The organism is Nocardioides sp. (assembly GCF_034670285.1).
Taxonomy (GTDB): Bacteria; Actinomycetota; Actinomycetes; order Propionibacteriales; family Nocardioidaceae; genus Nocardioides.
On the sequence record NZ_JAXMNS010000239.1, the window covers coordinates 1 to 5,905 of the forward strand.

A 5,905-nucleotide genomic window follows, 5' to 3' on the forward strand; every position below is an offset into this window, starting at 1 on the left:
CCGGTCTGCGGGCGAGCGAGGGCCTCCGCGCCGTCGGCCTGGAGGGCGTTCTGCCACGACGGGCGGGCGTAGGGGCGCTCGTAGGTCGGGCCGTCGTGCGCGACCGAGCGCGGGGGCACGTCGACGACGCGCTCGCCGTGCCAGTCGATCTCGAGGCGCCCGGTGTCGGTGACCTCACCGACGACCACGGCCTCGACGTCCCACTTGGCGCAGATGCCCATGAACGTCGCGACGTCGTCGGGGGTGACGACGGCCATCATCCGCTCCTGGCTCTCGCTCATGAGGATCTCCTCAGGAGCCAGCGAGGAGTCGCGCAGCGGCACCCGGTCGAGCTCGACGTGCATGCCGCCGTCGCCCGCGCTGGCGAGCTCGGAGGTCGCGCAGGAGAGCCCGGCCCCGCCGAGGTCCTGGATGCCGGCGACGACGCCGGCGGCGAAGAGCTCGAGGGTGCACTCGATGAGCAGCTTCTCCATGAAGGGGTCGCCGACCTGGACGCTGGGGCGCTTGGCCGGACCGTCCTCGCTGAAGGTCTCGCTGGCGAGCACCGAGACGCCACCGATGCCGTCGCCGCCCGTGCGGGCGCCGTACAGGATGACCTGGTTGCCGGTGCCGGAGGCGTTGGCGAGGTGGAGGTCCTCGTGGCGCAGGACGCCGACGCAGAGCGCGTTGACGAGCGGGTTGCCGAGGTAGGTGGAGTCGAAGACGGCCTCGCCGCCGATGTTGGGCAGGCCGAGCATGTTGCCGTAGCCGCCGACGCCGGCGACGATCCCGGGCAGCACCCGGCGGGTGTCGGGGGCGTCGAGCGGACCGAAGCGCAGCGGGTCCATCACGGCGACGGGCCGGGCGCCCATGGCGAGGATGTCGCGCACGATGCCGCCGACGCCGGTCGCGGCGCCCTGGTAGGGCTCGACGTACGACGGGTGGTTGTGGCTCTCGACCTTGAAGGTGATCGCGTAGCCCTGGCCGATGTCGAGGACACCGGCGTTCTCGCCGATGCCGGCGAGCATCTTGCCGACCGGCGTGGTCTGCGGGATCTCGCCGAACTGCTTGAGGTGCACCTTGGTCGACTTGTAGGAGCAGTGCTCGCTCCACATCACCGAGTACATCGCGAGCTCCGAGCTCGTCGGACGACGACCCAAGATCTCGCGGATCGAGGCGTACTCGTCGGCCTTGAGGCCGAGGTCGGCCCACGGCTGCTCGCGACCGGGGTCCGTGGCGGCCACGGCGACGGTGTCGAGGCCGGTCGGGACCGGGGTGGACGTGTCTTCAGCGAGGGGCTCGGGCACGGCAGCAATCTACCGGCCGCCGCCCGGTCCCCCTACCCGCGGGGCTCTCGCCGAGTCGGCGCGACTTCGCGCCGACTCGCGGTCGGTTCTCAGCGACACGCCGAACTACATGCGTGTAATTAAGCGCCTTCTCTGTTACTGGAGTGATGTATGAGGTTAGGGTGACGCTCGCCGCGTACGCGGCCGGATCGCCCCTTCCCCCTCCCCTGGAGTTCCGCCTCATGAGCCCCTCTTCCCCGCGCACCCTGCTGCGAACCGGTGTGACCGCCCTGTCCCTGAGCGCGCTGGTCGCGGTCGGACTGCCGGCGTCCGCCCCTGCGACAGCCGCCCCCGCCTCTCCCGCCACGACGGTGTCGACCGTCTCGGCGACCGGCGTCGTCCTGGCGAAGAAGGAGCCCGCGCCGAACCCGGTCACCCCGGGCGACTTCACCGGCTACGGCTTCGACCAGTGCGTGACCCCGACGCAGTCGATGATGAACACCTGGCTGAAGACCTCGCCCTACCTCGCGGTCGGCATCTACATCTCCGGTGACTCCCGCGCCTGCCGCGACCAGCCCAACCTCAACCCGACCTGGGTGCGCAAGCAGCTGCGCAAGGGCTGGAGGCTGCTGCCGATCATCCTCGGGCCGCAGGCCTCCTGCCAGCCGCGCTTCCCGCGCTACGCCGACGACTTCACGATCAACCCCAGCCCCGGCAAGAGGGGCATCTACGGCAAGGCCCGCGGGATGGGCAAGCGCGAGGCCGTGAGCACGCTCGCCGACGCCCGAGCGCTCGGTCTCGTCGAGGGCAGCACCCTCTGGTACGACCTCGAGGGCTTCGACGACAGCAACACCCACTGCCGCGAGTCGGCCCTGTCGTTCCTGACCGCCTGGAACCGCAAGATCTCCGCCGCGGGCTACGTCACCGGCGTCTACTCCAGCGCCGGCTCGGGCATCAAGGTGCTCGACGAGGTCCGCCGCGAGCGGCCGAACGCCTACACGCTGCCCGAGCGCATCTGGCTGGCCCGCTGGGACGGCCAGGCCAACACCTCGACGTCCTACATCGCCGAGGACGGCTGGCGTCCCGGTGGCCGCATCAAGCAGTACCGCGGCGGCCACGACGAGGTCTGGGGCGGCGTGCGCATCAACATCGACTCCAACTACCTCGACATGGGCGCGGGCTCGACCGCACCCCGCGAGGACCTCTGTCCCGGAGTCACGGTCGCCTCGCGCGACTACCCGGCCCTGCGCCAGTCGGGCAACGGCTACAAGCCGCCGAAGCGGATGGTGAAGGCCCTGCAGTGCTTCCTGTCGGAGCGCAACCTCTACTCAGGCAGCTTCCACGGCAAGTACGGTCCGTCGACGGTCAAGGCCGCCAACGCCTGGCAGGCCCGCACCGGCAACGCCGCTGACGCCACGTGGATCCGACGCGACTGGATGACGCTGCTCAGCTATGGCCGCAAGCCGGTGCTCAAGTTCGGCTCGGCCGGGTTCTACGTCCGCCGCCTGCAGCGCACGCTCAACGCCGCCGACCTCGGCTCCAGCGTGAAGATCGACGGCGTCTACAAGATGCCGACCGCCGACCTGGTCAAGACCTACCAGTCGCGCGTCGACCTGCCGACCACCGGCGTGGTGGACGGCGCCACCTGGCGCCGGCTGATGAAGGGCGTGCGCGCCTAGCCGGACGTGGGCGGGCCGACGAGCAGCGCCAGGACCGTCAGCGCCGCGACAGCACCGACCCCCACCAGGGCGCCCTGACCGGGGCGACGCAGCAGCCAGGCGACCGGGACCTCGGGTCCGGACCCCGGGGGTGCGGGCTCGCCGGTCAGGCGCCACTGCGGGGCGAAGGCTCCGCGGCGCTCGGCGAGCAGGTCGAAGACCACGGTGGCGAACGGCGGGATCGCGGCCAGCAGGGCCAGCGCCGCACGGCCGAGCGACCAGCGCTGGTCGACGGCCACGACGACGGCAGTCAGGCCGTAGGCGATGAAGACGACGCCGTGCAGCATCCCGAAGATGCTGACGGCGACCTCAGTGGTCTCGGTGACGTACTTGAGCACCATGCCGAGCAGCAGCAGCGCCCAGGTGATCGCCTCGGCCACGGCGGCGGTACGGAAGAGCCGCAGCGGGCTCATCAGGCACCCATCAGGCAAATGTCGAGGCGGTCAGTGCGACCAGCCCGGCGAGCGAGGTGAAGAAGCCCAGACCGTCGGTGCCCGCACCGGTGAGCTCCTCGACCGCGTGCTCGGGGTGCGGCATCAGGCCCACGACGTTGCCGCGCTCGTTGGTGATGCCGGCGATGTCGCGCAGCGAGCCGTTGGGGTTGTGGTCGAGGTAGCGCGCGACGACGCGGCCCTCACCCTCGAGGCGGTCGAGGGTGTCGTTGTCGGCGACGAACCCGCCCTCACCGTTCTTGAGCACGATGGTGATCTCCTGGCCCTCGCTGTAGGCAGAGGTCCAGGCGGTGGAGGCGTTCTCGATGCGCAGGCGCTGGTCGCGGCACACGAACTTCTGGTGGTCGTTGCGGATCAGCGCACCCGGCAGCAGGTGCGACTCGCACAGGATCTGGAAGCCGTTGCAGATGCCGAGCACGGGCAGGCCCTTGCCGGCCGCCTCGATGACCTCGGTCATCACCGGCGAGAAGCGCGAGATGGCTCCGCAGCGCAGGTAGTCGCCGTAGGAGAAGCCGCCGGGCAGCACGACGGCGTCGACACCGCCCAGGTCGTGGTCGCCGTGCCAGAGGGGGACGACGTCGTGGCCGGCGAGCTGGGCCGCGCGCTGCGCGTCGGCGTCGTCCAGCGAGCCGGGGAAGGTGACGACCCCGACCTTCATCGGGCGCCGTCCTCCGCGCCGCGGTCGCCGTCGAGCACCGACACGGCGAAGTTCTCGATGACCGGGTTCGAGAGCAGCTTCTCGGCCATCTCGTGCACCTGAGCGAGGACCTCGTCGGTGACCTCACCGTCGATCTCGAGCTCGAAGCGCTTGCCCTGGCGGACATCTACGACCCCGCTGAACCCCAACCGCGGCAGGGCGCCTTGGACGGCCTTCCCCTGCGGATCGAGGATCTCGGGCTTGGGCATCACGTCCACGACAACCTTGGGCACGGGTCTGATCCTATGCCGTCGGCCCCGGCGACCGCCGACCGGGCAGACTGGACCCATGAGCCTGTCCTCCCCGTCCGGTCGCCGCAGCCCGATGTCGCCGCTCCAGCTGGAGTTCCCGCAGTCGCTGGCGACGTACGACGACTACGCGGCCGCCCAGAAGTCCGTCGACTTCCTCTCCGACCAGGAGTTCCCGGTGGAGAACTGCCTGATCGTCGGCACCGACCTCAAGCGCATCGAGAAGATCACCGGGCGGCTGACCTACAGCCGGGTCGCCCTCGGCGGCGTCGCCTCCGGTGCGTGGCTCGGGCTGTTCGTGGGCCTGCTCTTCACGATCTTCACCGAGGAGAGCGCCTTCGCGACGATCGCCTCAACGATGCTCTTCGGCGCCGCGTTCGGCATCGTCTGGGCCCTGCTGGGCTACGCGGCCACGCGCGGTCAGCGCGACTTCCAGTCCGTGACCCAGGTGGTGGCCACGCGCTACGAGGTGCTCGTCGAGCACAAGGTGGCCGCCGAGGCGCGCGAGATCCTGACGCGCCTCCCCGGAGCGCTGCCGAACCCGTTCGCCTGAGCCGTCAGCCGGCCGGTTGATCGACGGGTCGATCGACGGGTCGATCGGCCGACCGGTCGTCCCTGGCGACGGTACTGCAGGCCAGTCCGCCCGCGCCGAGCAGGCACGCGAGCACGACCAGCACGGCGCCCCCGCCGTAGGTGCCCGCCGAGACCGACGCCAGCAGGGCGACGAGCGTCAGCCCCGCAGCGGTCGAGAGCAGCCACAGCCCGAGCCGTGCGGCGAGCGCACCGCCCCCGCGAGCCGGGGCCAGGGCCAGCAGCACCCAGGACGCCGCCGGGAGCAGGAGCACCGCGAACCCGGTGGCGCTCGGCAGGCCGAGCAACCCCGTGCGCAGCGCGCCGCCCACCTCCAGCGGGCTGACGTGCGAGAGCGCCCCGGCTCGGAACCACGGCACGAGCATCGCCACGGTCCAGGCGAGGGCGGCCCCGGCCCACAGGGCGCACCCGAGCAGCTCGCGCGAGCGCCGGTCGTCGACCGGCTGCTCGACCACGCCGGTCGCCTCGCTCATGGCGTCTCCAGCAGGTCGCCGGCGCTGGCCTCGAGGCTGACGAACCAGCGGCCGTCGACCTCGACACTCACGAGGTAGGCCACGATCGGGGTGCCGTCGCGCTCCCAGCCCTCGGCGAGCGCCATGTCGTAGCCGGCCGGGCCACCGTCAGCTCCCTCACCGGCGTCCAGCGCAGCTGCCCCGGGCAGTCGTTGCGGGTCGACGCGGACCCCGAGCGCCCCGTCGAGGAGGTAGACCCGCGCGGTCGCCTCGTCGATCCTCTCGACCGCCAGGTCGAGGTCCTCGAGATCGAGGTCGACCGCAGCCAGCACCGCCAGCGCCTGGCGGCTGAAGGAGCCGGCGAGCTGCTCCTCGGCGGCGGACAGGACGCGGTCGACCTCGACGGGAGGCGTCTCCCCGACCCGCAGCACCCGGGCCCCGAGACGGGCGTAGGCAGCGTCGGCGCGTGAGGCGTCGGCGAC

Annotated in this window: 8 protein-coding genes; 2 read left to right on the forward strand and 6 right to left on the reverse strand. The window is 71.6% G+C overall.

What is annotated here, in order from left to right; genetic code table 11:
• Positions 1–1,286 (reverse strand): phosphoribosylformylglycinamidine synthase subunit PurL (gene purL / locus VOI19_RS12510; protein ID WP_323793293.1); only part of this gene is annotated, 1,286 nt, incomplete at its 3' end.
• 221 nt (positions 1,287–1,507) lie between these two features.
• Between purL and VOI19_RS12515 the strand changes: the two genes are divergently transcribed.
• Entirely contained in the window at positions 1,508–2,944 is a 1,437-nt protein-coding gene (locus VOI19_RS12515; protein WP_323793294.1) for a glycoside hydrolase domain-containing protein, read from the forward strand.
• Here VOI19_RS12515 and VOI19_RS12520 read toward each other — a convergent pair.
• Genes VOI19_RS12520 through purS form a run of 3 tightly spaced genes read right to left on the reverse strand, consistent with a single transcriptional unit; the run spans position 2,941 to position 4,365 of the window.
• The gene (locus tag VOI19_RS12520) at positions 2,941–3,396 is read right to left on the reverse strand and encodes a DUF3817 domain-containing protein (RefSeq protein WP_323793295.1); all 456 of its coding nucleotides are present in this window, start codon (positions 3,394–3,396) and stop codon (positions 2,941–2,943) included. The genes VOI19_RS12515 and VOI19_RS12520 overlap by 4 nt on opposite strands.
• Positions 3,397–3,406: 10 nt before the next feature.
• Positions 3,407–4,093: a phosphoribosylformylglycinamidine synthase subunit PurQ gene (gene purQ, locus VOI19_RS12525; protein ID WP_323793296.1), complete on the reverse strand. Its 687-nt coding sequence runs from the start codon at positions 4,091–4,093 to the stop codon at positions 3,407–3,409.
• Positions 4,090–4,365, reverse strand: a complete 276-nt coding sequence (gene purS / locus VOI19_RS12530; RefSeq protein WP_323793297.1) for a phosphoribosylformylglycinamidine synthase subunit PurS — start codon at positions 4,363–4,365, stop codon at positions 4,090–4,092. The genes purQ and purS overlap by 4 nt, the downstream gene beginning before the upstream one ends.
• 55 nt (positions 4,366–4,420) lie before the next feature.
• On the opposite strand from purS, the gene VOI19_RS12535 reads away from it, so the two are divergent.
• Positions 4,421–4,933: a general stress protein gene (locus VOI19_RS12535; protein WP_323793298.1), complete on the forward strand. Its 513-nt coding sequence runs from the start codon at positions 4,421–4,423 to the stop codon at positions 4,931–4,933.
• Positions 4,934–4,937: 4 nt separating this feature from the next.
• Here VOI19_RS12535 and VOI19_RS12540 read toward each other — a convergent pair whose 3' ends face one another.
• Complete coding sequence (locus tag VOI19_RS12540) at positions 4,938–5,444, reverse strand: hypothetical protein (RefSeq protein WP_323793299.1); 507 nt, start codon at positions 5,442–5,444, stop codon at positions 4,938–4,940.
• Positions 5,441–5,905, reverse strand: a 465-nt coding sequence (locus tag VOI19_RS12545) for a hypothetical protein (protein WP_323793300.1), incomplete at its 5' end; no start/stop codon positions are given. The genes VOI19_RS12540 and VOI19_RS12545, both read right to left, overlap by 4 nt.

Bases quoted from the DNA above. Each gene is read 5' to 3' on its own strand.
- VOI19_RS12535 (WP_323793298.1), top strand. From the start codon at position 4,421: ATGAGCCTGTCCTCCCCGTCCGGTCGCCGCAGCCCGATGTCGCCGCTC.
- purQ (WP_323793296.1), bottom strand. From the start codon at position 4,093: ATGAAGGTCGGGGTCGTCACCTTCCCCGGCTCGCTGGACGACGCCGAC.
- VOI19_RS12540 (WP_323793299.1), bottom strand. From the start codon at position 5,444: ATGAGCGAGGCGACCGGCGTGGTCGAGCAGCCGGTCGACGACCGGCGC.
- VOI19_RS12520 (WP_323793295.1), bottom strand. From the start codon at position 3,396: ATGAGCCCGCTGCGGCTCTTCCGTACCGCCGCCGTGGCCGAGGCGATC.
- VOI19_RS12515 (WP_323793294.1), top strand. From the start codon at position 1,508: ATGAGCCCCTCTTCCCCGCGCACCCTGCTGCGAACCGGTGTGACCGCC.